The organism is Lysinibacillus fusiformis, from assembly GCF_016925635.1.
GTDB classification, from domain to species: Bacteria; Bacillota; Bacilli; order Bacillales_A; family Planococcaceae; genus Lysinibacillus; species Lysinibacillus fusiformis_F.
Window position 1 is genome coordinate 3,792,850 of the sequence record NZ_CP070490.1, and the last position, 25,721, is coordinate 3,818,570.

The window sequence follows — 25,721 nt, forward strand, 5'->3', positions numbered from 1 at the left end:
TACAGTATGTCAGCTATATTATTATTTATTCTTGCGGGAATTGGCGAAATAGGTGGAGGCTATTTAATTTGGCTTTGGTTACGAGAGGGCAAACCTTTTTATTGGGGCATTATTGGCGGATTTGCACTTGCTCTGTACGGTGTGGTCGCAACATTTCAGTCCTTTCCAACGTTTGGGCGAGTTTATGCAGCCTATGGTGGGGTATTCATCGTGCTGTCCATTTTATGGGGGTGGGGCATTGATGGCAAAAAGCCCGATCACTTGGACTTTATTGGCGCTGGTATATGCTTAATCGGCGTTATCGTGATATTGCTGCCTCGCTCTTAGCGTGGAAAAAAAGGTTACTAGGACAGGCTAGTAACCTTTTTTGAACTATTTTTTACGCGCAATAAAACGTAGACGATAATAATCAATGACCCATTCATTGTGGTGAAAGCAAGTTGGCTTTAATAATTCCTCACATGTCGCATACACCTGCTCCTTGTCATCTACCGTTAAGTGCTGTAGTAGATTATCACTAAACATCACCAACCAGTTGCGAAGCCCATCCAGCCCTTGAAGTGGTGTAGGACGTTTATAGAGTGTGATATTCTCGACCTGAAAGCCTGCATTTTCTAATTTTGATTGATATTCCTCGACGCTTGGAAAATACCAAGGGAAATAGTGGTCGATATAGGGAAATTGTAAAGATTCCATACTTTTTTGCAGGGCCCAAACGATGGATGCAATATTACCTTGTCCACCCATTTCAGCAACAAAGCGTCCATCGTTCTTCAGTGCGCCATAGACGTTTTCGATAACTACATCAGGTTCCTTCATCCAATGAAGTGCGGCATTGGAGAAAACGGCATCAAATTGCTGAGAAAAATGCATCGCTGTAGCTTCCATTGTTTGAAAATTTATGGCAGGATATTTTTGCTGAGCAGCTAAAATCATCGTAGCCGAGGCATCTACTCCAATCACAGAAGCCCCAAATGCTGATATGTCATTAGCCAAATCTCCTGTACCACAACCCACATCTAAAATATGTTCATTTTTCTGCGGCGCTAGTAGATCGACTAAGCTTGTACCCAATTTTGACACGAAATCATGCTTTTCATCATATAAATGAGCATTCCATTTTGTTTTTGTTGTCATCCTATTTCATCTCCTTTAGTTGAGCATAGCAAAGGAGAACAGAAATCAGAAATGCGAAAAATCATGAATTTTGATTCCAAATTGGAATTAGAACTTTCTCTACAACAGCTAGCTTTACAGGCTATCAAATTTCCGATCCGATAAGAGATTAAAATTTTTTATAAAACACATGGTCAAGGTAGTAAGAAAGTTTTATCTGGAGTTTCTCAATGATTTGAAAAAACGAGGTCCAAATGTAAAGATACCGCAAGCATAAAAATTTTGAGTAAACTAAAAAGGTAGCTGATGTTTTTTCAGCTACCTTTTGTTATGGTTAAAGCTTTGTTAATGTTTTGCCACTCCAGCCAAACAAGATCGTAAGAATTGGTCCAAGTAAACAGAAGAAGGTGAACGGTAGGTAATCCAATGTGGAAATACCGAGGACACTTGCGATAAAAATACCACAAACACTCCAAGGCACAAGTGGGTTGACGACCGTACCTGCATCCTCCATGACGCGTGAAAGGTTTTTTGGTGCAAGACCAACCTTTGCAAATTGAGCCTTAAAGGCCTCACCAGTTAATAGAATGGATAAGTACTGTTCACCGATCAATGAATTGACACCGATGCCTGTAATAGCAGCACCTGTAATAACAGAACCAGCACTTTTAAATAAACTTTGCACCTTCGCTAAAATACTTTGAATAATGCCTAATGTGAACAAAAGACCACCCATTGTTAAAGCAAGTAGAACAAGCGCGATTGTAAATAGCATACTATTCATCCCACCACGAGTGAGCAAGGCGTCTACATCTTTATTACCAGTTTGAGAGACATAGCCATCAAACAGAATCTTGAAGATATCTGAAGCGGGAACTGGGTCAAGTAGAGAGCCAAGGCCTACTCCAATAATGGATACAACAGCCAATGTAATGATTGCTGGTGCCTTATAAAAAGTCATGATAACAAGAACAACAATTGGCAATAATGTATACCAATGAATAAGTTCTGTAGACAATAAACCTTCTTTAAATTGTTCCACAGTCTCAAAGGATGTAGCAGCTCCTGTTGGCGAGATAATAGCATAGATTACAAAGGAGATAAGAAAAGCAGGAATGGTTGTCCAGCCCATATTTTTAATATGCTCAAAAAGGTCTACACCAACTGTACCAGAAGCAAGATTGGTTGTATCGGATAAGGGTGACATTTTATCACCAAAGAAGGCGCCAGAAACAATCGCTCCAGCTGTAATCGTTAGGGAGATATCCATAGCACCGGCAATGCCCATAAATGCCACACCAACCGTCGCCACAGTTGTCAACGAGCTTCCAATTGAAATACCCACGATACTACAAATTAAAAACACGATGGCAAAGAAAAAGTTTGGCGAAACAGTTAAAAAGCCATAATAGATAAGGGTTGGGATCGTTCCACCCATAATCCAGCTTGAAATTAAAATGCCGATAAAAAAGAAAATAAAAACGGCGCCAAGTCCAGCGCTAGCACCCGCAATCATACCACCTTCAAGATCGCGAAAGGGTACTTTTTTCAGTAGTCCATAAGCGAGTAAAATGGCAATCACAAGAAAAATCGGGATATGTGGCGTAGCCTTTAAATAGCCAATACTATAAGCCATTATGGCAATAATTAAAATAGTGATAAAGCTTGCCTCAAGAAATCGAGGGTTACTCTTTGCTTCTATTCGAAACATGTGAATCCTCCTAATACATACTTCTGCGCTTCAATGCGGTGAAGCCCAAAAGTATTATAGCACGCTAATATTTTTTGTCAATTGACTGAAAATTGGCGGTTTCAATGCAAGAAATAATCCCATGCATTTTTCAAAATTAATAAACAGGTCATGACAATAAAGATGACACGCATCATGGTCGTTCCACGCTTCAACGCAAATTTGGATCCAAGGATGGCCCCAAAGATCATGACAAAGCCCATCGAAAAACCATATAGAAAATGAACTTCTCCTAAAAATAAAAACATGATTAATGCCGCTAAATTAGAGGTGAAATTAAAAGCCTTGGCATTACCAGCAGCTTGCAGAAAATCATAGCCCATCATTAATAGAATAAAAATAAAAAATGAGCCTGTACCAGGTCCAAAAAAGCCATCGTAAAAGCCAATAGCCGCAAATGTGCCTATAAAGGCTAAATTTTTGGCTGTACTAAGCACACGCTCTTGATATTGCTGTCCCTAATCTTTTTTAAACATTGTATAAGCAGCTACAAGGACGAGCATAACAAGCATAAGTGGTTTTAAAATAGCAGGGGATACAAGATGGACAGTAAAGGCACCGAGTAAAGATCCTACAAAGATAAAGGGAAGGATTTTTCCGATTTTCTTGATGTCTACTTTCCCTGCACGTAAAAAAGTGAGCATACTTGTACCATTACTAATCGTATTGGCCAGTTTATTTGTGGCAATGGCTGTACTTGGAGGTAAACCAACGGCCATTAATGCAGGTAAGGAGATGAGCCCACCGCCTCCGACAATCGCATTTAAAAAAGATGCGATAAAAGCAAGTGGTAATAATAGTGTGAGTGAAAATAAATCAATATCCATAGGTATGCTTCCATCTTTCTCCATTGCGTTTTAACATAGCGTACTGCGAAAGTCAAAAAATAACAATGAAATCCCAGCATTTTCATGTAAATTTCGTTTACAATTCCTTAACATTTCACAGGGCAAACAAATAAGCAGAAAAAAGTTTATTTCAAGTATTTTTATAAAAATAAAAGAAAAAATGGTCGTTTTTAAAGAAAAAATAGTGATTTTTAATATTTGATTTCCAACGTTTGCAACTTGGAAAATAGCTTGAAAATAAATGTGGCGAATTTTATATTACAGTTTTGTAAAATCAACAGCTACGTGTTTAAAATTTTGTAGAATTGTGTAAATGTTTTGTTATGATGGTTCAGAAATCGACAATATATTTTCAACAGGAGGAACAGGATGTTCAACTCAAATAAGCAAGATCCATTTTTTCAGTCATTATTAAAAATCGCGAAAAACGTGAATGAAGGTATTTATTATGCTCATAATGCCCGTATTCAAGATATAGATGCGCTAAAAGAAATTGCAGACACAATGAAGCAATACGAAACAAGTGGCGACAAATTAATCCATGAGCTCATTGTCATGCTGAATAAATCCTTTATGACGCCAATTGAGCGTGAAGATATTTTAGCCTTAGCGAATAAATTGGATGATGTAATTGATGGGATGGAAGGCTGTATTGCGCACTTCAATATGTACAACTTAACAGAAGTAACAGAGCCAATGCGTCAATTCCTCACATATATTGCGAAGAGCACAGACGAAATGGTACAAGCCATGGAATTGTTAAATAGTAAAAAGCTTGTGGAAATGCGTAAACATGCTATTCAAATCAAGGACAATGAACGTGAATGTGATGAAATTTTCCGTTCTTCGATGAAGCAATTATTCATCCAAGAAAAAGATCCAATGCGTCTGATTGTCTTCAAGGATATTTATGAGCAATTTGAAGATATCGCGGACAGCTGTCAAACAGTAGCAAACACAATTGAAACAATAATTATGCGTAATGCATAAGATGGAGTGTACGAAATGGATACGATCTTATTAATCACCATATTAGTCGTTATTTTCGCACTTGTGTTCGACTTTATTAACGGCTTCCATGATACAGCAAATGCCATTGCTACTTCTGTATCAACCCGTGCCTTAAAGCCACGTACTGCGGTGTACATGGCAGCGGTTATGAACTTCGTCGGAGCGATTACCTTCGTTGGGGTAGCCAAAGCCTTAACAAAAGATATTGTGGACCCATTTTCTTTAAATGCCTATGATGGCGATATTACAGGTTCTGTTGTGATTTTAGCAGCCCTATTATCTGCGATTACATGGAATTTATTAACATGGTATTTTGGGATTCCATCGAGTTCTTCTCATACATTGATTGGTTCTGTTGCAGGGGCAGCTATTGCCGCAGCAGGATTGGATATTTTGAACTATGCTGGGTTTATTAAAATTCTTCAAGCACTTATTTTTTCACCATTACTAGCGTTCGCCGCTGGTTTCCTGATGATGACCTTAATGAAGGTCATCTTCAAAGATATGAATTTATATCGCACGAATAAAGGCTTCCGCACAATGCAAATTGGGACAGCAGCCTTGCAATCCTTTACACACGGGACAAATGATGCGCAAAAGGCGATGGGGATTATTACCCTCGCGTTAATCGCAGGCGGCCTACACCAGGGAGATGATATTCCATTCTGGGTACGTTTTGCAGCAGCAACTGCGATGGGTCTTGGTACTTCTGTCGGTGGTTATAAAATTATCAAAACCGTTGGCGGTAAAATCATGAAAATCCGCCCAGTGAACGGGGTAGCGGCAGACTTAGCTTCTGCATCGATTATCTTTGGTGCAACATTAATCCATTTACCTGTATCCACAACACATGTTATTTCTTCATCCATCATGGGTGTCGGAACAGCACACCGTGTTAAAGGGGTAAAATGGGGAATGGCACGCAAAATCGTTACAACATGGGTCATCACGATGCCAATCTCTGCTGTCATGGCAGCATTGATTTACTATATTTTAAGTTTATTTTTCTAGTTCGCTAAGGAATGCACAATCACAGTGCATTCCTTTTTTTGTGCTGGAAAATGGAAGCAGGTGATAGGATAGAAATGAAGGATGTAGCGGATAGGAGCGGCAAAGTGAAGGATAGCCCCACAAAAGTGGCGGATAGCCCGGGCAGGAAGAAAAACTGCTTCGGTGAAATCGGTAGCCTCCGCCACTTGTGTAAAGTGCGGATACGCTCTAAGGTAATTATAAAGAAAGTGTAAAGTTCGGAGAAAATCGTTTTTTCCGTAGTAAGGTGAATACAGGAGGAAAATGATGAAGGAAAAGTTACTACTGATTGAGGATGATACAGCAATTGGACGCATTGTGAAGGATACGCTAGAGCAGGAAGGCTATTATGTGACATGGGCTACTACGGGCCTTGAGGGACTGGCAGATTTTCAAACGCAACCTTTCGATTTAGTGCTAGTGGATTGGATGCTGCCAGAAATGGATGGGTTAACGGTTTGTCAAAATATCCGTTGGGAGAGTGATGTGCCGATCCTAATGATGAGTGCCCGCAAGGAAGATGCGGATAAAGTGGAGGGCTTGCAGGGGGCAGACGATTATATCGCTAAACCATTTAGCTTAGAAGAATTAAAGGCACGAGTTGCCTCTCACCTTAGACGCTGGCGACGCTACCACAAGCAAGACGTGATAGAAGAGCATACTGCCTATGCGAATGGATTAACAATAGATTGGCAACGACAAATAGTATGTGTTTATCAGCAAGAAATTGCATTAACTCAAAAGGAGTTTGCTCTTGTTAGGCTGCTAGCTAAAAATCCGAGTCAAACCTTTACAAAAGAAGAACTGTATCAGCATATTTGGCAGCAAGCAACGTTAGAGGACACTCATACTGTCACAGTGCATATTAAGGCTTTGCGAGAAAAGCTCAAGGATTCTGTGAAAAACCCAAATTTCATTCAAACTGTGTGGGGTAAGGGCTACCGTTTTATTGGTGAACCATTATGAAAATAAAAGCGTGGTTACTAATTATGTTTTTTATTGTAATGGTATTACCCATAGTAGGGGCTTATAGCCTTTATGTGTGGATTAATGCTTATTACCAAGATAAAAATGTGGCGGAGTACTTTGACAAGTGGACAGAGCTAAATCAGGTAAAAGATGTCCTTGACAATCCAGTGCTTTATCAAAAAAATGCCGATTTTGAGGAAATAGAGGAACTTACCAATGAGCAGCTGGCGATTACCCTCTATACGAAATCTGGCTATGTTTTATATTCCTCCAACCCCTTGCTAACGGGCTATGTAGGGAAAGAGCGCATGTTAAATGGTTTATATGATTTACAGCAAGCATATAACGCCTTTACATACAAGGAGCCTGTATATCTAAAAGGTGATTTGCTTGGCATCTATGAAATTCAATTACTACGAACAGATTGGGTAAAGGGTGTAGAAAAGCGTTCGTGGCTCGTCATCGCAAGCACGATCCTGTTATTTCTTATCATTTATTTAACTGTCATCTTGTTGCTTCATCGGAAACTGAATCGGCCATTACGTGAACTGATGCAGCAAATGCGTAATTTTGCGAAAGGTCAGCATGTTAAATCAAATCTAAGCGTAAGAAAAGATGAGATTGGGGCACTCGCCAAAACATTTGAGGCGATGCAGGATGAAATTGAAAAGACTCGAGCTTCTTTAAAAGCGGAACAACAGCAAAAAGAAATGATGATTGCAAGTATTTCCCATGATTTGAAAACACCCCTTACAGCCATCCAAGCCTATGCGGAATCTTTACAAAATAAAGGCTTGTCAGAACAGCAGGAGGCAGAATATCAGCAGGTCATCGTTACGAAGGCAGATCGGATGAAGCATATGCTAGAGGATTTAATGATGTTTACATTACTTCAATCAACGAACTATACATTAGAGCTCATTGCTGTGGATGGAGAAGAATTTTTTGACATGGCCCTGTCTGACTATGAACCTTTATGTGAGGAAGAAGGATTTACATTAAAAGTCTTCTGTGCCGTAGATGGGCTCTATGCTGTGCATCCTAAACAACTTCAGCGTGTCATTGATAATTTATTAAACAATGCATGGCGTTATGGGGAAAAGGGGACAACAATCTGCTTAGCGGCAGTCAAGGCTGGAAACGATCCCAAATGGGGCTTTGACTTCTTGAAGTCGGCTTTAAACAAGCAAGAGGGAATGTATATCATTGTACAAAATCACGGAAGAGGTATACCACAGCAGGACATTGTAAAATTATTCGAGCCTATGTATCAAGCAGATTATGCGAGATCAAAGGCTGGTGAACGAGGAACAGGACTAGGCTTAAATATTACAAAACAAATTATTGAAAAACATGGTGGCACTGTCGAACTGCTTTCTAGAGAGAACATTGGAACAGCGGTAATTTGCTGGCTACCACCTTATAAAGGAGTAAATGAATGATGAATTGGAAAAAATCTTGCCAAGCAGCAGGCTTAATTGCTGTGATGACATTTAGTTTAGTGGGCTGTAATTCAGAGGCATCTTATACACCTCAGGAAATTATCGACCAAGCCCTTCAAGAATCGAAAGAGCCACTCACTTACTATGGCGAATATACGTTAGATATGGGAGAGCTAGGTGGTAAAGCTCAAGTGAAGGAATGGGTAAAGGATAGCAATAGACGGATAGAAATGACAGGTGATAATGGAGAACATGTTATCACAGTCAAAAATGACGCTAAAGTGATTAGCTATGATGTCACTGAAAAGACAGCCTACACAATGGATTATTCACAACATGAATTAGACAGCTTGCAATCACCTAAAGATCAGGTACAGCTTATTTTTAATATGGTTAAAGATACGCATGATATTAAGATAGCAGGAGAAGAGAAGGTTGCAGGTAGAGATACCTATAAAATCGTCGCAAAAACGAAGAAAACGGAATCGTTATTTGGAGATATCGAAGCATGGATTGACAAAAAAACTTGGCTGACATTAAAAATGAAGACAGATAGTGCAGGTACTCATATGATCACTGAGTATTCTAAGCTTAATTTTGGTGAAAAAATAGATGCTCAACAATTTACACTAGATCTTCCAAAGGATGTAACGATTCAGGAAATTAGCGGACAGGACACTTCAGCATCCATTTCTTTAGACGACGTAAAGCAGCAGCTTGAAAAGTTTTTATTAGTGCCAGAAGTAAATGGTCTAACGTTAGATAACATAACCATGGTTAAAGGGATAGAGGAACGACCAGAATACTCTTTCGATTATGTTTTAGATGGAGAGTTAGCCTTTTTTGTCACGATTTTTAAAGCAGATGCTAGCGTTGCAGATATTGGTCCCATTCTAAATGAAAAAGAAATAGATATTCGTGGACAAAAAGGCACAGTTATGGATGGTGAAAATTTCCGTTCCCTTGCTTGGCAAGAAAACGGCTACCAATATAGTATGGTTGGGCAAAATCCAGCATTAACAGTTGAGGATCTTTTAAGCTATGCGCAACAAATGACCGTTGTACAATGAGGTGATACTATGAAAAAAGCGCAAGGACTAAAATATCTGGCATTATTTTTATTTACCACTATTTTCCTATATGGGGTAGGAGAAACATATGAGGTGACTTGGCTACAATTTCACTTTACGGGACAATATCAGGACGTAGGCTTTTATTTCAGTTTTACATCCCTCATTCCAATATTAATTGGATTATTAATGGTGGGTCTATATGAATCATTGTTAAAACGATTCATCTAAATAATTAGGAGCAGGGTCAGCGTGGAGGATCCTGCTTTTTTTATGGCGGGAATATTGTTCGTATATTACAATATTTATATAAAGAGGATACTTATAGGAGTTTTCATCAATGGCTACATTTCTACATGGCTTTGCTCAACAACTCTTTTTCCCCTTGTTTATGATTTTATGCTTTTATTTCACACTAACTTATTTTCATCATCTAAAGACAGGCGATGACCGTGATATTAAGAACACAAAACGGGCAGCAGTGGTGTGTTTAGCGTTCGCTTTGGTTGCGCCAGCGCTTTATAATGTGATTACGTTCATGATCATGATGAGGTAAAGTGATAATTTTGGCACAATGCGTACAGAATATAAGGTAGCAGGTTTAGTCATTCTAAAATTAGGGAATATATATTTATCCTAAGATAATGTAGGTGATACATATGTTTGACAATTTACTATTTCAGTTACCTTTTATTATTTTTATCGGTTTGTTTTCACAGTGGTTAGCATGGCGTTTTCGTATGCCTGCCATTGTCATTATGAGTATTGCTGGGCTAATTATTGGTCCGTTTACAGGGTTAGTGTCTCCAAAAGAGACATTTGGACCTATTTTTCATACCATTATTTCTCTGGCAGTTGCCGTTATATTATTTGAAGGAAGTTTAAGCCTTGATTTTCGAGAAATACGTGGCTTTAAGAAGTCTATATTACGTATTTCTACAGTAGGGGCAGCCATCGCTTGGATTGCAGGCTCTACTGCCGCGCATTTTGTTGCAGGGCTATCATGGCCAGTTTCTTTTGTCATTGGTGGATTATTTATTGTAACAGGTCCAACCGTTATTTTGCCTTTATTGAGACAGGCAAAATTGAAGGAGCGACCAGCAGCTATCTTAAAATGGGAAGGAATTGTTGTAGATCCTTTTGGCGCGTTGTTAGCGCTATTTGCGTATCAGGTCGTTTTGGGCATATATCATTTAGAAGGTGGGACATCCCTTACCGTTTTCTTTGTTTCCGCCTTTTTAGCCGCCCTGTTAGGAGGGGTCGTCGGTTATGTAATGGGGCAATGCTTGGAGCGTGGTTTAATTCCAGAGTTTTTGAAATCACCTCTGTTACTTGCTACTATTTTACTTGTTTTTGCCCTAAGCGATGCCATCATGCACGAGACGGGCTTATTGGCTGTGACAGTGATGGGGCTTGTGATGGCCAATATGCATTTAACAAGTCATCATGAGCTGTTGCATTTTAAAGAAAATATTTCGGTTATTTTAATTTCAAGTGTCTTTATTATGCTGACGTCGTCTTTAACCATCGATACGTTATGGCAAATCGTTGATTGGCGTATGCTACTATTCGTGCTAGCAATGATGTTTATTGTTCGACCGTTATCGATTTGGATTGCGACCATTAATACGGGCTTAACATTGGAAGAACGGGCCTTAATTGGGTGGATTGCACCGAGAGGGATTGTAGCATTAACCGTTTCAGGTTACTTTACAACGGCACTACAAGACGTAGGTTTTCAAAGTGCACAATTATTAACAGCGCTCACATTAGCACTTGTTTTTGCGACAGTGGTTGCCCATGGCTTTAGCATTGGCTGGCTTGCGAAAAAATTAGAGCTACAAGCTTCCACTGGGAAAGGTATTGTGATTGTAGGCGCTTCTCCATTTACAACACAGCTCGCAACGTCCCTGCAAAATAACGGAATTGATGTGTTGATGATGGATCGTGCATGGGAAGATTTATCTGATGCTCGACAAAATGGTATTAAGACGGAAACAGGTGATATTTTAAGCGAGCATACTGAGTTTTATGTTGATTTATCCCCATATGATCAACTAATTGTAGCAACAAAGCAGGACGCCTATAATGTCCTTGTTTGTGCAGACTTTGTTCCAGAATTAGGGCGTCTCAATATTTTTCAAACGGCTTTACATTCTACAGACCCTAAAAATTACTCACGGAAGTACGGGGGACAGCTTCTTGTCGATGCACAGCATGATATTCATCAGCTCAATGAACTGATAGAGCAAGGTGCACAACTTCGTCAAACGAAAATTACAGAAGTATTTACATGGAAGGATTATGTAGAACAAAATCCTCATGCCGTCTGGGTGTATGCTATAACACAGGATGGAGCTATCGTGTTGGATATGGTCAATAAATATGACGATATAAAACATGAACCACATACTATTATTAGTTTAATTAGCTAAAACCAGCCAACTGTTTGTGCAGGGCGGCTGGTTTTTTGATGCAAGAGAAAGGAGACTAGTTGACTGAAAATGACCATGCTTGCAATTAGTGTTCTGCCTGTTTTATACAAAACAAGAACAGCTAGCTTAAAGAGAGCAACTCCATATCCCGATGATGAATAATGGTAATCCCACCCCAAGAGAGCATTTAATTAGGAGATTTTTCTAACCCGTTTCTACTAAAAATCGCAGTGTTAAATGGCTATTCATACTTTCCTCCTCATTACGCAATCTGCTGTAAATGCGTCTTCTTAAAAGCGTCATCATATTTTAAACCATAGCCAAGTGCACGATCTAAGAAAATATGGGCGAGCCAAATGAGGGTAGCCATCAAAAGTATGGGTGTAGACGTTAGTAAACCAAAGACCATCAACACGGCAGGTAGCACAAAGCTATGTCCTATATTATAGAAAAGAGCGCCTATTTTTGTATTGATGAGATACCCAACCATTGTGATGTCAGGAAGCAATAAAAACACAATAAAATAAAGCCATGAAAAATCGAGATGCCCAAAGAAAAAGACGGTGATGATAAAGGCAATGAGATATTCGAAAGAGATGATTTGACGTAATTTCATTTAACCACGACCTTCCAGTAAATTTTGATACATATCCTCAATGAGTGAGGTAATTTTTTCTTGATTTTTTTCAAACTGTCCGTCAGCCATTAACATTTTTGTCAGTTGTAACGATTGAAGCGCATGCTGATAGAATCGTAGTTGCTGCTCGATTTGGGCAATCTTTGTGGAAAATAGCTGAACCGTTTCTTCATTACACGCTGTTGAAATAGGCTTTTGTTCGAGTGTCAGTAAATGTTTAATTTCTTGTAGCGTAAAGCCTAGCTGGCGTAAGACGATAATAAATTTCATTGTATGTTCACACATGGCATCATACACACGGTAGCCATTGTCTTGTTTTTGAGGATGTAAGAGTCCCTCTTTTTCATAGTAGCGAACGGTATCGGTTGTTAATTGAAATTTCTCGGCGAATTGTTTAATTTTCATGTAAGTACCTCCTAAAATCATCCTAACATTGGAGTATACTCCAAGGTCAAGGTGCTGGAGGAAAAAAGTTGAAAAAAATGAAACGGTCAGTCAGTGGCAGTCGTTTATAGTGTAAGAAGGGGAGGTGGACGGCATACTTGAAGAAATGATCGAAGAACATGCAACGCATTTATTACGTCTCGCCTATTTTTATGTGAAGAACCGACAAACTGCTGAGGATATTGTGCAAGAGGTCTTTATTAAATTTTCTCAGCGTGGCTATGAAGAACGAGGGCAGTTACGTGCGTATTTATCGACACTAACGATTAATCAAAGCAAGGATTATTTAAAAAGCTGGCATTATAAAAAGTTACTATTACAAGAAAAAATATTTCCTGTGCAGGGGAATAAACAACGGGATGAGCTTGTGGCAGCAGAGGAACGTTCTCAAATTGGGGCAGCTATTTTAAAGCTATCACTAACCTATCGGGAGCCCATCATTCTTTATTATTTTGAAGAAATGAAGATTCATGATATTGCCCAGCTACTAGGCATTGCTGAGAATACGGTGAAGACAAGATTGAGACGGGCAAGAGAAGCATTAAAGCCTCATCTGAAGCAGGAAGAATGGGAGGTGCTTAGACATGAATGAGATACACAAGGAATTACTCAAAGTAGCGGGTGATATGACAGCAAGCAAAGAGCGTGTTAAAAAACATGTGCTACAACAGTCTATCAATAGAAGGAAGCCTTTTCGATTCACCCTATTAACCGTCGTACTGACACTTTGTATGGCAGGGTTTGTGATGGTGCAGCTTCTTACGAACGAACCAAAGCAAACGTCCTCACTATTTCATGAAAGGCAGCTTGAGCACTTCGAACGTATTAATCAGACCATGTGGCCAGGGAAAGAGCAGGAATTTTATAAGGAGGAGTCCTACCTTTCATATGAGAAGCTCGTTGCCGCCTACTATTTTGCGACATCATTAGGGATTGATTATTCAAAGGCAGAGCTTGAGATGGAGAGAAAGAAGCAAGTAGAACAGTTGGAAATGCTTTATCAGTCATCTGAATACGAAGCACTTTTTCAAGGATTAGCACCGAAACAGTATGTTGAAACATTTCTCGAACCCCTTCTGCCGATGTATACAACGAGAACGAAACTATATGCCTTATATAAAGAAAAATATCCAACTTTTTATGCTTACCAAGAGGTAGCCAATATTGATGCCAAACGGTACTTCCAAGCGCATTATACTGAGCAGGCAACAGCCTTTCAAAAGGAACATAACATTGTAATACGTACCAGCTCACATGGTGCTTCAATGGTCGGAACAGTTGCAAAGGTTGAATCGAATGTTTTCTTATTTATTGAAGGGGTGATTCCTGAGAATCTTGAGCATATGACGGAGGAACAGCTTAGTGAAAAATATGAACAAGCCGATTGGTATCCTGTGCTGGATGAATTTCCTGTCGAGCAGGGAGATTATATTACTTTAACTTCAATGGGAACAGGGAGCATTGAGGAAGACGGAGTCGTAAGAAAATATGGTTTATTATCAAAATTGGAAAAATTAGAGCCAACCGTTACAAGGATACTTGAGCTGGAAAATGACAAAGAGGTCGCTGAGTTTTTACACGATATTCCTTGGAAGACTGCAAATTATATGAAAAGACCACCCGACTATTCATTTGAAATAGAAGGTGTCCGTATTGAAATGTGGAGGGGCTATGGTGGTTCCCTTTATCTTCAAAAGGTAGGGAGCGGAGAAATTCAGTTGAGTGCCAGCAGAGCGAAGGAATTAAAAGCCATCCTAGGTATAGAAGATTAACAAGTCTCTTGAAAGAGGCTTGTTTTTTATTTTGGAGAAAATTATAGTGAAAGTACCATGTTAAAATAACCTTTTTTAAAATCTAGGATAAAATACACAATAATTTTCAACATTAGGATGAATTACTTAATATCGAAAAAATAAATGAGTCCAAAGAATTGTAATATTTCAAGGGCAAATGTAGTATTAAAGAAGTAGGGATGAAGAAAAGGAGGGGCGGTATGAACGCACAAGAATTTGAAGAATTATGGATTACGCTGAATGAGTTATATAATGCGGATCGTTTTTTAGAATATATAGAAATAAGTAGTGCCGCAATTGAAAGTGCCATTAAGCTTGAAATGTATGATAAGGCTATTCTTCTATTACGTTATAGCTGTGCCAGTTATTTTCAAACGGGTGATCTACAGCTTTCTATAAGCGTTCTTGAACAATATCGTGAGTTAACTTTTCAACATGGCAATGATATTGATTTAATTCAATATTACAATTTAGCGGCCATTTATTGGGGAACATTTGGTCATTTAAAAAAATCAGAAGAGTTGATGTTGAAAGGCTTAAAAATTGCTGAAACGATTCAGCATGTGGAGAGCATGGGGAAAATCTACAACAATCTGAGCGACTTAGATATATCCATGGGTAGCTATCGGACAGCTAAGGAATTTGCCTTAAAGAGTTTATACTACGCCAATGCGTTTGAAATGAAGCATAAAGAGCCTTATACAGGGATTATCCATCCGAAGACGAACCTAGCTGTGGCGCTTATTTGGCTTGAAGAATTTGAAGAAGCCAATACAATATTACAAGAATTAATGGCAACGATTCATCATCCACCTTATTCGAAAGTACAACTGGAGGTTCTCAATGCCTATGCCTTCCTATGTGAAAGACAGGGACGTGTAAGTGAGGCCATAGATTTATACCAAAAGACGAAGCATTATGCTTTGCAAAACAATGATCTTTCCTTGCTTCAATTAATTTATAATTCGTTAGTGAAGCTAATTGAGGAGCAAGGCAATAAAATCGTGTTATGCGCGATACAAAAGGAATATATTAATATTTTGTTAGAAATTCAGCGTGAAAACTATTCACATGTATTGTTTGAGATGGAATATAACGATCATAAGAAGCAATTTGAAAAAAATGCCTATATCGATCCTTTGACGAATATCTACAATCGTCGCTATTTTGATGAACAGGCTAAAATGATGGTCGAAAAAGCTGCTGAAAGTCATCAGCAATTGGCCTTGATGATGGTGGATTTAGATCATTTTAAAGAAATCAATGATATGAATGGCCATTTATTTGGCGATGATGCGTTGACGAATACAGCCAAAACATTACAGGACTTTTTTCAGCCCTTTGCGTCCATTGTCGCCCGTTTTGGTGGAGATGAATTTATTGTGTTGAGTCAAGTAAAGGAAGGTGAATCGGTGCAAACGTTGGCCGACAACCTGTATCAAACCTTAACGGCACTGTCACTTACCGTGAACAATCAAACCGTTCAGTTGGAATTCAGTATTGGTGTCAGTACGAACAATCATGGCAAAATTCAGAAAGTAGAGGAGCTCATTCAGCATGCGGATGAAGCGCTTTATAAGTCAAAGCGTAACGGCCGCAACCAAATTACGCACTATAACCAATATTGCGATGTGGGAAATGGTATTTAAAAGAGAGAGAGGCAAATCTACAGAAGAAGTGCCTCTTTCGTGAAGTGTTGCTAGTGTGATGGATTAAGCAAGCCGTAAAACACAATATCTTCAAAAGTACCGTTTTTATAAACATGATCCTTTAATGTTCCCTCATAGCGCATGCCGCATTTCTCCATGATTTTCCCTGATGCGGGATTGGATTGAAAATACTGGGCATAAATACGATGATACTGCTTCTCCTGAAAGGCAAATTCGATAATCGCTTGAGCCGCCTCTGTTCCGTAGCCATTTCCCCAATAGGACTCTCCAATCCAATAAGCGATTTCTCCCCTTTGATGTTGAGATTGATTTGACAGCCCTATCGCTCCATATAATTGTCCGCTGTGTTTGTCTGTTATCGCAAATTCGTAACTTCGATTTTCCTCAAAGTTTTGTTGATGCGTGGAAATCCATGACAATGCACATTCTAATGTATAAGGATAAGGTAAATTCAGCGTGCTTTTATAAATCGCATAATTGTTACATAAAACACTTACTTCTTGTGCATCTGCATCTGTAAAAAGTCGAAGTATTAAACGCGGAGTTTCAATCGTTTTTTCTGTAGGTGAATAAATCATCGAATGCCCCCTTTTCGTTGGTTGGATTGATTATAGCACAATAAAAAGTAAAGTAAACCAAATATTGGGTATCTAATAACATCTTGAATTGGAATAAAAATTTATTGAAAAACGATAAATTTTGTGGTAAATTTAACGGGAGAATAAATAAAAGAGGTGCGTAAGATGAAACGAGAAACGCTCTTTTTAAAGATAGCTGTTTTTCTAATAGGCATACCCGTTCTTGCCTTATGTATATGGGTGGTGCCTCGTGTTGCTTTGGGTACAGTGGGGCATTCTCCGGTCCTAACCATTGTTGCTTTAATTGGCGTCTATGCAACGGCCATCGCTTATTTTGTTGCTCTATTTACGACAATCAAACTACTAAGCTATATTGACCAAAACATTGCATTTTCAGAGCTGTCAGTGAAAGCTTTAATCAAGATCAAATATTGTGCAATTATTATTAGTAGTGTTTACGTGGTTGGCATGCCACTGATATACTATGCTGCAGAAGTAGACGATGCACCAGGTCTTATACTTATCGGAATGGTCATTATTTTTGCTTCCTTTGTCGTGGCAGTCTTTGCTGCTGTGCTGCAAAAGCTTCTTAAAAATGCCATCGATATCAAATCAGAAAATGATCTAACGGTTTGAGGTGAATACTATGGCAATGATCATTAATATTGATGTAATGCTGGCGAAACGAAAAATGAGTGTAACAGAGCTTTCAGAAAAGGTTGGCATCACGATGGCAAACCTCTCGATTTTAAAAAACGGCAAGGCCAAAGCCATCCGCTTTTCAACATTAGAGGCTATTTGTGAGGCATTGGATTGCCAGCCTGGCGATATTTTGGAATATCGAAAGAACGAGGACCTACAAAAATAAGGATCTGCGTAAAGCAGATTCTTTTTTTGTAGAAATTATTGCCAACAGAAGTCGTCCTATGCTAGGATAAAGGTAAGATAAATTGACAGGCAGTCGGTCTATTATAAGGAGTTGTCTTGATGAGGGAAATGAAAAAAGCAGATGAGCGCAGAAATGAAATATTAGATGCAGCGGATGAATTATTTACGCAGAAGGGGTTTGACGGCACTAGTACCAGTAATATTTTGGAAAAAGTAGGTATTGCTCGAGGCACCCTTTATTATCATTTTAAATCCAAGGAAGATATTATGGATGCACTGATTGAGCGTTATACAAGCTCGATGCTCGCAAAGGCAAAAACCGTTGCAGCAGACACAAGCATCGCTGTAAATGAACGTATATTGCGCGTTGTCATGGCATTGAATATGCAAAATGAACATGGTGGACAGGAAATGATGGAGCATGTTCATAAGCCACAAAATGCTTTGATGCATCGCAAGATACAGCAGGTGGTCATCAATCAAGTACCGCCGATCCTCACGTCCATTATTCGTGAGGGCATTGAGCAAGGTATTTACCAAACACCCTACCCCTATGAGTGCATGGAAATGATAATCGCTTATACCAATACGGTATTCGATGATGATCTTGTCTTGATGACAGATGAGGAACGAGCTACCCGTATCCCAGCATTGATGTTTAATATTGAACGAATGCTAGGAGTGGAAAGTGGTAGCTTACTGTATATGATGCAAATGTTTGGGAATGAAGAGGAAGGCAGTTCGAACTAATTTTTTTAGGTATTGTTAGGTTTGACGCCAGTTAACAACTTACAAAGAGGTGACCTATGTATTGGAAAATTGTGCGCAATGATATGGCAAATAGCAAGCTAATAACAGGTATGACAACATTATTTGTGGCGGCAGCGGCTTTGCTTGTCACATTATCAGCAGTACTGATCGTCCATTTGACAAGTGCAATTGATACGCTGATGAAGCAAGCAGAAACGTCGCATTTTCTCCAAATGCATGCAGGGGAAATCGACCAAGTGCAGCTCACTGAATTTGCAGAGCAAAATGAATATGTAGATGAATTTCAAATGAATGAATTTCTAGATGTAGAGGGCTCGAAGATTAATATTGCGGGTACCACTTTGGCACATAGTGTGCAGGACAATGGTTTTAGCACGCAAAGTGAGCAATTTGATTACTTACTGGACCTTGATGGAAACGTGATTGAAGTATCCAATGGTGACATTTATGTACCTGTAAGCTATTGGAAGGACGGCATTGCCGACTTGGGTGATAGTGTGGTGGTCCATGATCAAACCTTTACAATAGCTGGGTTTCTAAGGGATTCACAGATGAATTCTATGCTAGCTTCATCTAAACGCTTTCTTGTCAGTGAACAAGATTATGCAGCAATCCAGGGAGCGGGCACAGTTGAATACTTAATCGAGTTTCGTTTAAAAAATTTGGCGGATTTAAAGAGTTTTGAAGAAGCCTATATGGGGGCAGGGCTCGAAGCAAACGGACCGACCATTACGTACCAGCTTTTTCAAATGCTGAATGCCATATCGGATGGACTCATGATTGCTGTCATCCTACTAATCAGCATCCTTGTAGTCGCTATTGCTTTTATGTGTATCCGTTTTACATTGCTCACTAAAATGGAAGAGGATACTCGAGAAATCGGTGTGATGAAAGCGATTGGCCTACGCGTTGGGGATATTCAGAAAATGTATCTAGCCAAGTATGGCGTGATCGCTGTAATTGGCTGCCTGCTTGGTTTTGCCTGCTCTTTCTTGCTTCGAGATATGCTATTAGAAAATATTCGCTTGTTCATGGGAGAAACGGACAATGTCTCACAAATTTGGCTGTTCACGGGTCTCGGGTTGATGCTCGTATTTATGGTGATAATGGGCTATGTACATTCAGTATTGAAACAGTTTCGCAAGCTATCAGCCACACAGGCTATTCGCTTCGGTACAACGCAAGGTAAAGTGCAACATGCAAAATTTTTGAACCTCAGCTCCAATAAAAGGCTTCCAATTAATCTTTTTCTTGGTATGAAGGATGTGCTCTCCCGAAAAAGTCTTTATGCGACAATGCTTGCCGTGCTATTATTAGCAACATTTATTATCATCGTCCCTCAAAATCTACACAACACGATTGCGGCTAAAAGCTTTATTACGTATATGGGTATTGGGGATAGTGACATCCGAATCGATATCCCACAAGGTAAGCAAAATGCACAGCAGGTGGCAGCGGTGATCGATACGCTTGAGCATGACACAGCCATCAAGAATTACACTGTTTTGACAACGAAAAAGTTCACAACGATTGCCGAGGACGGATCAGCGCAAAACCTAAAAATAGAGCTGGGTAACCATACGATCTTCCCATTAGAATATGCGCATGGTAAGGCACCGGTTGCCCCTAATGAAGTAGCGCTTTCGGTGCTCAATGCAGAGGAGCTTCAAAAAAAGGTTGGCGATCAGATAGCAGTGGTCCTCAATGATGAGGAGAAAAAGTTGAGGGTCAGCGGTATTTATTCAGATATTACAAATGGCGGCAAGACAGCTAAAGCAGCTTTCTCTGATCATTCTACGGAAAGCATGTGGAGTGTTATTTATAGTACGATGGCAGATCCATCACTCGTCACAGATAAAAGGGCGGAATATGCAAAAACTTTCTCTTTTGCCAAGGTGTCAGGGATTGATGATTATATCAATCAAACATTTGGTACGACGATTCATGCCATTGAAAAGGCAGCCCGTGCAGCACTCGTCATAGCTCTATTGCTGTGTGTGCTCGTGACATTATTATTTATGAATATGCTGATTACGAAGGATCAAGCGCCTATCGCTATTATGAAAGCTTTAGGATTTACGAATGCTGATATTGCTACACAATATGCGGCGCGTTCGGTTTTTGTATTACTGCTAGCCATTACGATGGGGACGTTGCTCGCAAACACGCTAGGCGAATTTCTAACAAGTACAGTCATTGCCTCATTTGGGGCGGCATCATTTGATTTTACGATTAATCCACTAGCAGCCTATGTTTTTTGCCCACTAGCGCTTATAAGCGTCGTACTGCTAGCCACGTTATTCGGTACGTCAAGGGCAGGGCAGGTAAAAATGATAGAACATATGAAGGAGTAGAACCTATGAATATAGTGAGTGGAGAACAAATTGCAAAGTCTTTTCAAGTAGGCAATGACCAGCATCCGGTTTTAATGAATGTCTCAGTGGCAATCAATCAAGGGGAGTTTATTGCCATTATGGGGCCATCTGGCTGTGGGAAATCGACATTGTTGTATGCCCTTAGTGGGATGGACAGTATTGATCATGGTCAGGTTATCTTTGATGGAATGGATTTAACAGCACTAAGTGACAAAGAACTGGCTGATTTGCGTAGAACGAAAATGGGCTTTGTTTTTCAGCAGCCGACCTTTCTAAAAAGCCTGAATATCCTTGATAATATCCTGTTACCTGCCATGCGTGATCAGCGAAAAAATGTGAGGGCCTTGACAGAAAGGGCGCTGCAAATCATGCACAAAATGGGGATTGCAGATTTGGCAGAGCGAGATATTACCCAGGTTTCTGGAGGGCAGCTGCAACGAGCAGGCATCTGTCGCGCTTTGATTAGCAACCCACAAATCATTTTTGGAGATGAACCCACAGGCGCTTTAAATTCAACGTCTGCTCAGGAAATCATGGATTTACTCGTTGCCATTAATCGAGAAGGCACAACGGTTATGCTTGTGACACATGATCCAAAAATTGCTGCAAGAACAGAGCGTATCCTTTTTATGTCTGATGGCGCTATTGTGAATGAACTGCGGTTGCCTGAATTCACAGGCAATGATTTAGACGATCGAATGGTCAAAGTTGTCTCTACTATGCAAAAAATAGGTATTTAGCTTGAAGAAATCCGTAATGATTTTAAAATTACGGATTTTTTTTGTGAAAAATGAATCGCAATCGTTATGGCGTCCGTCAGTAGTGTAGAAAGTAGGTGAGGGCAATGATGGATATTGAACAGATAATCGAGGAGCACGGTGATTACTTACTAAAGGTCGCCTATCTATATGTAAAAAATAAGGCAACGGCGGATGACATCGTGCAGGATGTGTTCATCGCCTTTTATCAAAAGCAGGGACAGTTTCGTCAGGAGGCATCCTTGCGTACATATTTAGTGAAAATGACGGTTAATCGAAGTCACGATTATTTACGAAGTTGGAAAAGTAAACGACTGTCATTGTTTGAAAAGATCACGGGGCGCACAACAGCTATGACACCTGAAAAGGAGATGCTAGAGAAATCCGTTAAAAAAGAGCTAACGGAGGCATTGTTTACATTATCAGTTGCCTATCGAGAGGTCTTGATTTTGTATTATTTTGAGGAGATGTCGACAGTGGAAATTGCACAGCTTGTACACTGTCCGGAAGCAACGATTCGCACAAGATTACAGCGAGCTCGTAAACAGCTGGCAACAGCAATGGGTGACTTTGATTGGGAGGTGCTACGCCATGAATCAATTTAAAGAGGATGTATTAAAGGAGCTACAAGATGTCAAGCTCTCACAGCAGCGCAAACAAGTAATCGCGGAAAAAGCACGACGAAAGGTTCAACGCAAAGCAGGCGGTCAATGGACGTATCGTTTCGTGCTCGCAACCTTTACTATTTTTGTCATCGGTTTTAGCTATATCTTGACACAACAGAAAGAGCAACGTACTTCAGGCCACCAAGCGGCTAGCCTACAGTCGGATACTTGGCATTGGTGGTCACTTTTTGATTCGGATTATGTAAGAGGCTTTATTTTACTGAGCATTTTTATAGGGGCGACATTTATAGTCAAACGTTATCTAGTGAAAAAGGGTTATGGTTTACCTGTTTGTATCGAATGTGGGGAAAGCTGGTCTGAGAAGGATGCACGTAAATTATATCGCAAAAATAGTGAAATTATGTGCCCTCATTGTGGACAAAAACAATATCGCACAAAAAAATCGATGCAAATCAGTGGTGTGATGACGATGCCAGTACCTTTGTTGATTATGCTGCAGCATGTTTTCCAACATTTTGTTATCGGTATTATTTTCTTTTTAGTAGGGATGTTCTATTACCATTATCAAATTGCGCCATATGTGTTTAAGCTACAAGAAAAAGATCCAATGAATGAACCTTTATGGTAATGATTATGACAGGAAATTGCTATTGTAATCTAGCAATTTCTTGATGTTGTTGAAAAAAGATCATGTCACTAGCAGAAAAAGAACTTTTAGCAAGGTGAGGGGTTGATTTCCGTTCCACCAGCGTCCTTTCCAGGGGGCGTCCGATGAGCCGCTTCACTCACTTCCGTTCGCTCCAGGGTCTCCTCTGTGACGCTAAATCCCCTAGGAGTGACGCTGGCTCCACTCCAATCAACCATTCTGCAAAAGTGGCTTTTCCTTATCTTTCATACTAGCTAGCCGTAGTAATCAAATTTGCCCATGATTTGTATAATTAGATAGGCTCTTATTTTCAATGTGTAGTGACAACACCCCTTCATAAAGAGTAGTGAAGATCTTCACTTTATTTGAAAACCGTTGCTAAAAAGGTAACACTTTTGTGTATTGGAGTGGAAGGCTACTTGACTCCCGTGGGATAGCGAGACAGGCAAAACTCTAAACGGAGCGGTAGCGGAGGAAGCGATTCGGCGCTCGCCCACAGGAAAGCAAGTAGCCTGCAACGGAAACCATTTTCACCTTTCACAAAAATTCTATTGATTGTTTTGTTTTTCAACACTATGAGGAAATTGCTATTGTAATCTAGCAATTTCTTTTTTTATTCTAAAATAGATTGACAATGGTTTTCATTTGCTTTATCTTTGTGTTAACTTATTTTTATTATTAGTTAACGCACAAGGGGAGGCTTTTTACATTGAAAAAAGGAAGTACATATCAATACGTCTTAGCAGCATTTGGGGCAGCGATTATCGCGGTTTTAGCACAGGTAACAATTCCATTACCACTTATTCCGATTACAGGTCAAACTTTAGCGGTTGGAATCATCGTGACGATTTTAGGGACAAGATTAGGCACGTTATCTGTTCTATTATATATTTTACTAGGAGCAGCAGGTTTACCTGTATTTAGTGGTATGTCAGGTGGACTAGGAATTTTAGTTGGTCCAACAGGTGGGTACATTGTTGGTTTCCTTGCCACAGCGATTATTATGGGCTTATACTTAGATAAATTTGGTATTACATTTGCTCAAGCTATTATTGCGAATATCATTGGGATGATCATTACATTAGCGTTTGGGACAGTGTGGTTAAAAATTGTAGCAGATTATACATGGACAGCTGCCTTTATGGGTGGAGTTGCACCATTTATCGTGGTGGGGATCGTCAAGGCGGTACTTGCAGCATGGATTGGTGTCATTGTTCGTCGTCGCTTAGAAAGAGCGCACTTAATTGAAGCAATAGCATAGGACATGGGAGGAATTGTTTTGGCAACATTATGGACAGGTGGTAAGATTTACACGATGGCTCAGGTTGGTGAAACAGTGGATGCAGTCCTTGTTGAAGATGGAAAAATTGTGGCGACAGGCTCAGTAGAGAGCTTGTCGCCACTAGCTGCTTCTATCCAACATTTAGAGGGGAATATCATGTATCCAGGCTTTGTCGACAGCCATTTACATATTATTGGCTACGGAGAAAAACTCAAGCATCTTGATGTATCGGCGGTTACCAGTAAGGAGGCGCTACTTGAGAAGCTTCAAGAGCGAATGTCTGAGGCGTCAGCACATGAATGGGTCATTGCGATTGGGCTAAATGAAAACCAATTTGAGGAGCCCATTTTCCCAACCTTAGCGGAGCTAGATGCCCTTGGAAATGCTCATTTAATCATTAAACGGAGCTGTCACCATTTAATCTTAGCCAATTCCAAGGCACTCGCTTTTGCAGGAATTACAAATGCTACCCCTTCGCCAGAGGGCGGTGTTATTGACAAAGTAGATGGTCAGCTCACAGGTGTGTTAAAGGATGCAGCATTGTATTTAATTGTTAACCATATGCCCCATATTACACCTGCGTATATTGAGGATGCACTGACAAAGGCGGTGGCCTCATTGCAATCCTATGGTTTAGTAGGGGGACATTCAGAGGATTTAAGCTATTATGGACCGCCAAGCCAGCCGATTCAGGCTTATCGCAAAATCGTAGAGGCACAGCAATCCTTTAAGGTGCATTTATTACAGCATCATACAGTCTTTGAAGAGGTTGCGAAGATGGATTTAACCCCATCACCATTTTTAGCGTTTGGTGCGATGAAAATTTTTATTGATGGAGCCTTTGGAGGTCGCACGGCTGCACTACGTCAGCCTTATTGTGATGATCCAGATAATGCGGGGATGCTTATTCATACAACAGAGCAATTAACAAGCTATGTTCAGCTAGCACGCCAATATGGACAAACCGTTGCTGTGCATGCCATTGGTGATTTAGCGATAGACATGATTTTAGATGTTTTTGCGGACAATCCTCCTCAGGATGGTCAGCTTGATCGGGTCATCCACTGTAGCTTAGTCGATGAGGAACTATTAGCCAAGCTAGCTGCATTACCAGTGGCAGTGGATATGCAACCGCAATTTGTACAGGGAGAATATCAAGCAGAGCTATCGAGACTTGGAGAGGAGCGCGCACAGGGCTTACATCCTTTAAAATCCCTTCTTGACCGAGGGCTGATTGTGGCAGGTGGCAGTGACGCTCCGATTGAAGTACCAAATCCGTTGCACGGTATCTACGCGGCTGTCACTAGAAGAAATTTTGGGGAGACACATGAAGGCTACAATCCTCATGAGAAAATTTCACGATTTGAGGCAGTCCGTTTGTACACAGTAGGGGCGGCTGAAATAATTGGGCAGCAATTTAGGCGTGGCAAAATTGCAGAAGGCTATGCAGCAGACTTTACGATTTTGCAAGAGGATGTATTTACGGTAGAGACGGACCAACTACCACACATACAAGTGGCATGTACGGTTGTGGATGGTAAGATTGTCTATGAAAATCGCTGAGAAGGTTATCCTTCACAGCG

The 25,721-nt window shown here is 40.0% G+C and carries 26 protein-coding genes and 1 pseudogene; 21 read left to right on the forward strand and 6 right to left on the reverse strand.

Going from position 1 to position 25,721, the window contains the following annotated elements:
- Positions 1–6 precede the first annotated feature (6 nt).
- Positions 7–327 (forward strand): YnfA family protein, encoded by a 321-nt coding sequence (locus tag JTI58_RS18375; protein ID WP_205442809.1) that lies wholly within the window; start codon positions 7–9, stop codon positions 325–327.
- Between the two features lie 45 nt (positions 328–372).
- On the opposite strand, the gene JTI58_RS18380 is transcribed toward JTI58_RS18375, so the two are convergent.
- From JTI58_RS18380 to JTI58_RS18390, 3 genes and pseudogenes are all read right to left on the reverse strand, one after another.
- On the reverse strand, positions 373–1,137 hold the full coding sequence (locus tag JTI58_RS18380; RefSeq protein WP_205442810.1) for a class I SAM-dependent methyltransferase: 765 nt from the start codon (positions 1,135–1,137) through the stop codon (positions 373–375).
- A gap of 313 nt (positions 1,138–1,450) precedes the next feature.
- On the reverse strand, positions 1,451–2,827 hold the full coding sequence (gene nhaC, locus JTI58_RS18385; RefSeq protein WP_205442811.1) for a Na+/H+ antiporter NhaC: 1,377 nt from the start codon (positions 2,825–2,827) through the stop codon (positions 1,451–1,453).
- A 101-nt stretch (positions 2,828–2,928) separates the two neighbouring features.
- Positions 2,929–3,693: pseudogene (locus JTI58_RS18390) on the reverse strand (sulfite exporter TauE/SafE family protein).
- Between the two features lie 390 nt (positions 3,694–4,083).
- Between JTI58_RS18390 and JTI58_RS18395 the strand changes: the two are divergent.
- From JTI58_RS18395 to JTI58_RS18430, 8 genes are all read left to right on the forward strand, one after another.
- The gene (locus tag JTI58_RS18395; protein ID WP_004229078.1) at positions 4,084–4,704 is read left to right on the forward strand and encodes a DUF47 domain-containing protein; all 621 of its coding nucleotides are present in this window, start codon (positions 4,084–4,086) and stop codon (positions 4,702–4,704) included.
- Between the two features lie 15 nt (positions 4,705–4,719).
- A complete protein-coding gene (locus tag JTI58_RS18400; protein WP_205442813.1) occupies positions 4,720–5,736 on the forward strand; it encodes an inorganic phosphate transporter in 1,017 nt (338 codons plus the stop codon).
- Between the two features lie 285 nt (positions 5,737–6,021).
- Complete coding sequence (locus JTI58_RS18405) at positions 6,022–6,720, forward strand: response regulator transcription factor (protein ID WP_202341843.1); 699 nt, start codon at positions 6,022–6,024, stop codon at positions 6,718–6,720.
- On the forward strand, positions 6,717–8,165 hold the full coding sequence (locus tag JTI58_RS18410; RefSeq protein WP_205442816.1) for a HAMP domain-containing sensor histidine kinase: 1,449 nt from the start codon (positions 6,717–6,719) through the stop codon (positions 8,163–8,165). Before JTI58_RS18405 ends, JTI58_RS18410 begins: the two co-directional genes overlap by 4 nt.
- On the forward strand, positions 8,162–9,235 hold the full coding sequence (locus JTI58_RS18415; protein ID WP_243456118.1) for a LolA family protein: 1,074 nt from the start codon (positions 8,162–8,164) through the stop codon (positions 9,233–9,235). The genes JTI58_RS18410 and JTI58_RS18415 overlap by 4 nt, the downstream gene beginning before the upstream one ends.
- A 9-nt stretch (positions 9,236–9,244) precedes the next feature.
- Positions 9,245–9,466, forward strand: coding sequence for a hypothetical protein (locus JTI58_RS18420; RefSeq protein WP_205442818.1), 222 nt, complete (start codon positions 9,245–9,247; stop codon positions 9,464–9,466).
- 109 nt (positions 9,467–9,575) lie between these two features.
- On the forward strand, positions 9,576–9,791 hold the full coding sequence (locus JTI58_RS18425; RefSeq protein ID WP_205442819.1) for a hypothetical protein: 216 nt from the start codon (positions 9,576–9,578) through the stop codon (positions 9,789–9,791).
- 103 nt (positions 9,792–9,894) lie between these two features.
- Entirely contained in the window at positions 9,895–11,670 is a 1,776-nt protein-coding gene (locus JTI58_RS18430; RefSeq protein WP_205442821.1) for a cation:proton antiporter, read from the forward strand.
- Positions 11,671–11,932: 262 nt separating this feature from the next.
- On the opposite strand, the gene JTI58_RS18435 is transcribed toward JTI58_RS18430, so the two are convergent.
- Both JTI58_RS18435 and JTI58_RS18440 read right to left on the reverse strand, forming a co-directional pair.
- Complete coding sequence (locus tag JTI58_RS18435) at positions 11,933–12,286, reverse strand: DUF4260 domain-containing protein (protein WP_205442823.1); 354 nt, start codon at positions 12,284–12,286, stop codon at positions 11,933–11,935.
- Positions 12,287–12,712 carry a MerR family transcriptional regulator gene (locus JTI58_RS18440; protein ID WP_205442824.1) on the reverse strand — a complete coding sequence of 142 codons (426 nt, stop codon included), beginning with the start codon at positions 12,710–12,712 and terminating at the stop codon, positions 12,287–12,289.
- Positions 12,713–12,836: 124 nt separating this feature from the next.
- On the opposite strand from JTI58_RS18440, the gene JTI58_RS18445 reads away from it, so the two are divergent.
- The 3 genes from JTI58_RS18445 (at position 12,837) to JTI58_RS18455 (ending at position 16,193) form a co-directional block, all read left to right on the forward strand.
- Complete coding sequence (locus JTI58_RS18445; RefSeq protein WP_205442825.1) at positions 12,837–13,343, forward strand: sigma-70 family RNA polymerase sigma factor; 507 nt, start codon at positions 12,837–12,839, stop codon at positions 13,341–13,343.
- A complete protein-coding gene (locus JTI58_RS18450; protein ID WP_205442826.1) occupies positions 13,336–14,523 on the forward strand; it encodes a hypothetical protein in 1,188 nt (395 codons plus the stop codon). Before JTI58_RS18445 ends, JTI58_RS18450 begins: the two co-directional genes overlap by 8 nt.
- A gap of 221 nt (positions 14,524–14,744) precedes the next feature.
- Positions 14,745–16,193 carry a GGDEF domain-containing protein gene (locus JTI58_RS18455; RefSeq protein WP_205442828.1) on the forward strand — a complete coding sequence of 483 codons (1,449 nt, stop codon included), beginning with the start codon at positions 14,745–14,747 and terminating at the stop codon, positions 16,191–16,193.
- A gap of 50 nt (positions 16,194–16,243) precedes the next feature.
- Here JTI58_RS18455 and JTI58_RS18460 read toward each other — a convergent pair whose 3' ends face one another.
- The gene (locus tag JTI58_RS18460; RefSeq protein WP_205442830.1) at positions 16,244–16,792 is read right to left on the reverse strand and encodes a GNAT family N-acetyltransferase; all 549 of its coding nucleotides are present in this window, start codon (positions 16,790–16,792) and stop codon (positions 16,244–16,246) included.
- Positions 16,793–16,957: 165 nt separating this feature from the next.
- Between JTI58_RS18460 and JTI58_RS18465 the strand changes: the two genes are divergently transcribed.
- From JTI58_RS18465 to JTI58_RS18505, 9 genes are all read left to right on the forward strand, one after another.
- Positions 16,958–17,428, forward strand: coding sequence for a DUF2975 domain-containing protein (locus tag JTI58_RS18465; RefSeq protein ID WP_205442831.1), 471 nt, complete (start codon positions 16,958–16,960; stop codon positions 17,426–17,428).
- 10 nt (positions 17,429–17,438) lie between these two features.
- Positions 17,439–17,660, forward strand: coding sequence for a helix-turn-helix domain-containing protein (locus JTI58_RS18470; protein WP_205442832.1), 222 nt, complete (start codon positions 17,439–17,441; stop codon positions 17,658–17,660).
- Positions 17,661–17,779: 119 nt separating this feature from the next.
- Entirely contained in the window at positions 17,780–18,430 is a 651-nt protein-coding gene (locus JTI58_RS18475; protein ID WP_205442834.1) for a TetR/AcrR family transcriptional regulator, read from the forward strand.
- Between the two features lie 56 nt (positions 18,431–18,486).
- On the forward strand, positions 18,487–20,805 hold the full coding sequence (locus JTI58_RS18480) for an ABC transporter permease (RefSeq protein WP_205442835.1): 2,319 nt from the start codon (positions 18,487–18,489) through the stop codon (positions 20,803–20,805).
- 5 nt (positions 20,806–20,810) lie between these two features.
- Complete coding sequence (locus JTI58_RS18485; RefSeq protein ID WP_205442836.1) at positions 20,811–21,566, forward strand: ABC transporter ATP-binding protein; 756 nt, start codon at positions 20,811–20,813, stop codon at positions 21,564–21,566.
- A 104-nt stretch (positions 21,567–21,670) separates the two neighbouring features.
- Positions 21,671–22,189, forward strand: coding sequence for a sigma-70 family RNA polymerase sigma factor (locus JTI58_RS18490; RefSeq protein ID WP_205442838.1), 519 nt, complete (start codon positions 21,671–21,673; stop codon positions 22,187–22,189).
- Positions 22,176–22,838 (forward strand): TIGR04104 family putative zinc finger protein, encoded by a 663-nt coding sequence (locus tag JTI58_RS18495; RefSeq protein WP_205442839.1) that lies wholly within the window; start codon positions 22,176–22,178, stop codon positions 22,836–22,838. Before JTI58_RS18490 ends, JTI58_RS18495 begins: the two co-directional genes overlap by 14 nt.
- A gap of 727 nt (positions 22,839–23,565) precedes the next feature.
- Positions 23,566–24,117 carry a biotin transporter BioY gene (locus JTI58_RS18500; RefSeq protein WP_205442841.1) on the forward strand — a complete coding sequence of 184 codons (552 nt, stop codon included), beginning with the start codon at positions 23,566–23,568 and terminating at the stop codon, positions 24,115–24,117.
- Positions 24,118–24,135: 18 nt separating this feature from the next.
- Positions 24,136–25,701, forward strand: coding sequence for an amidohydrolase (locus JTI58_RS18505; RefSeq protein WP_205442842.1), 1,566 nt, complete (start codon positions 24,136–24,138; stop codon positions 25,699–25,701).
- Positions 25,702–25,721: the final 20 nt, after the last annotated feature.

Coding starts and splice junctions, on each gene's coding strand:
- JTI58_RS18375 (WP_205442809.1), top strand. CDS start 7: ATGTCAGCTATATTATTATTTATTCTTGCGGGAATTGGCGAAATAGGT.
- JTI58_RS18380 (WP_205442810.1), bottom strand. CDS start 1,137: ATGACAACAAAAACAAAATGGAATGCTCATTTATATGATGAAAAGCAT.
- nhaC (WP_205442811.1), bottom strand. CDS start 2,827: ATGTTTCGAATAGAAGCAAAGAGTAACCCTCGATTTCTTGAGGCAAGC.
- JTI58_RS18395 (WP_004229078.1), top strand. CDS start 4,084: ATGTTCAACTCAAATAAGCAAGATCCATTTTTTCAGTCATTATTAAAA.
- JTI58_RS18400 (WP_205442813.1), top strand. CDS start 4,720: ATGGATACGATCTTATTAATCACCATATTAGTCGTTATTTTCGCACTT.
- JTI58_RS18405 (WP_202341843.1), top strand. CDS start 6,022: ATGAAGGAAAAGTTACTACTGATTGAGGATGATACAGCAATTGGACGC.
- JTI58_RS18410 (WP_205442816.1), top strand. CDS start 6,717: ATGAAAATAAAAGCGTGGTTACTAATTATGTTTTTTATTGTAATGGTA.
- JTI58_RS18415 (WP_243456118.1), top strand. CDS start 8,162: ATGATGAATTGGAAAAAATCTTGCCAAGCAGCAGGCTTAATTGCTGTG.
- JTI58_RS18420 (WP_205442818.1), top strand. CDS start 9,245: ATGAAAAAAGCGCAAGGACTAAAATATCTGGCATTATTTTTATTTACC.
- JTI58_RS18425 (WP_205442819.1), top strand. CDS start 9,576: ATGGCTACATTTCTACATGGCTTTGCTCAACAACTCTTTTTCCCCTTG.
- JTI58_RS18430 (WP_205442821.1), top strand. CDS start 9,895: ATGTTTGACAATTTACTATTTCAGTTACCTTTTATTATTTTTATCGGT.
- JTI58_RS18435 (WP_205442823.1), bottom strand. CDS start 12,286: ATGAAATTACGTCAAATCATCTCTTTCGAATATCTCATTGCCTTTATC.
- JTI58_RS18440 (WP_205442824.1), bottom strand. CDS start 12,712: ATGAAAATTAAACAATTCGCCGAGAAATTTCAATTAACAACCGATACC.
- JTI58_RS18450 (WP_205442826.1), top strand. CDS start 13,336: ATGAATGAGATACACAAGGAATTACTCAAAGTAGCGGGTGATATGACA.
- JTI58_RS18455 (WP_205442828.1), top strand. CDS start 14,745: ATGAACGCACAAGAATTTGAAGAATTATGGATTACGCTGAATGAGTTA.
- JTI58_RS18460 (WP_205442830.1), bottom strand. CDS start 16,792: ATGATTTATTCACCTACAGAAAAAACGATTGAAACTCCGCGTTTAATA.
- JTI58_RS18465 (WP_205442831.1), top strand. CDS start 16,958: ATGAAACGAGAAACGCTCTTTTTAAAGATAGCTGTTTTTCTAATAGGC.
- JTI58_RS18470 (WP_205442832.1), top strand. CDS start 17,439: ATGGCAATGATCATTAATATTGATGTAATGCTGGCGAAACGAAAAATG.
- JTI58_RS18475 (WP_205442834.1), top strand. CDS start 17,780: ATGAGGGAAATGAAAAAAGCAGATGAGCGCAGAAATGAAATATTAGAT.
- JTI58_RS18480 (WP_205442835.1), top strand. CDS start 18,487: ATGTATTGGAAAATTGTGCGCAATGATATGGCAAATAGCAAGCTAATA.
- JTI58_RS18485 (WP_205442836.1), top strand. CDS start 20,811: ATGAATATAGTGAGTGGAGAACAAATTGCAAAGTCTTTTCAAGTAGGC.
- JTI58_RS18490 (WP_205442838.1), top strand. CDS start 21,671: ATGATGGATATTGAACAGATAATCGAGGAGCACGGTGATTACTTACTA.
- JTI58_RS18495 (WP_205442839.1), top strand. CDS start 22,176: ATGAATCAATTTAAAGAGGATGTATTAAAGGAGCTACAAGATGTCAAG.